This window comes from Actinomycetospora atypica (genome assembly GCF_042653685.1).
In the GTDB taxonomy this organism is placed as follows: Bacteria; Actinomycetota; Actinomycetes; order Mycobacteriales; family Pseudonocardiaceae; genus Actinomycetospora; species Actinomycetospora atypica.
Genome location: NZ_JBHSIV010000123.1, coordinates 1 through 503, shown reverse-complemented (window position 1 = coordinate 503; position 503 = coordinate 1). Strand labels below are relative to the sequence as shown.

Genomic DNA, 503 nt, shown 5'->3' with positions numbered 1-503 from the left:
CGCCACCGCTACTCGTACGCCGAAGAGCTCCTCGAGCACAGCCAGCGCATCGGAAAGACCTACGGTCTCTACGAGAAGGCCCTGTTCCAGACGTTCATCACCGGGGCGGCCTGGCAGGAGGACGAGTCCCGCTGGCTCGTCACCACCGATCACGGCGATCGGCTCACGGCCGACTTCCTCGTGCTCGCCTGCGGACGACAGAGCCTGCCCAAGCTCCCGCGCATCCCCGGGATCGAGACCTACCAGGGGCACACCTTCCACACCAGTCGCTGGGACTACGCCTACACCGGTGGTGACAACTCCGGGAACCTCACCGGTCTGAAGGACAAGCGCGTAGGGATCATCGGCACCGGGGCCACGGCCCTGCAGGCCGTGCCTCACCTCGCCGAAGGAGCCCAGGAGCTCCTGGTCTTCCAACGCACACCGTCGACGGTCGGGGTGCGCGGCCAGTGCGAGACGGGGCCCGACTGGGTCGACACCAGCGAGCCGGGCTGGCAGCGCCG

At 68.4% G+C, this 503-nt stretch carries 1 pseudogene; it reads left to right on the top strand.

The window, feature by feature from the left end:
* Positions 1 to 503, top strand: a pseudogene (locus ACFPBZ_RS29600) (monooxygenase); the annotation flags it as partial.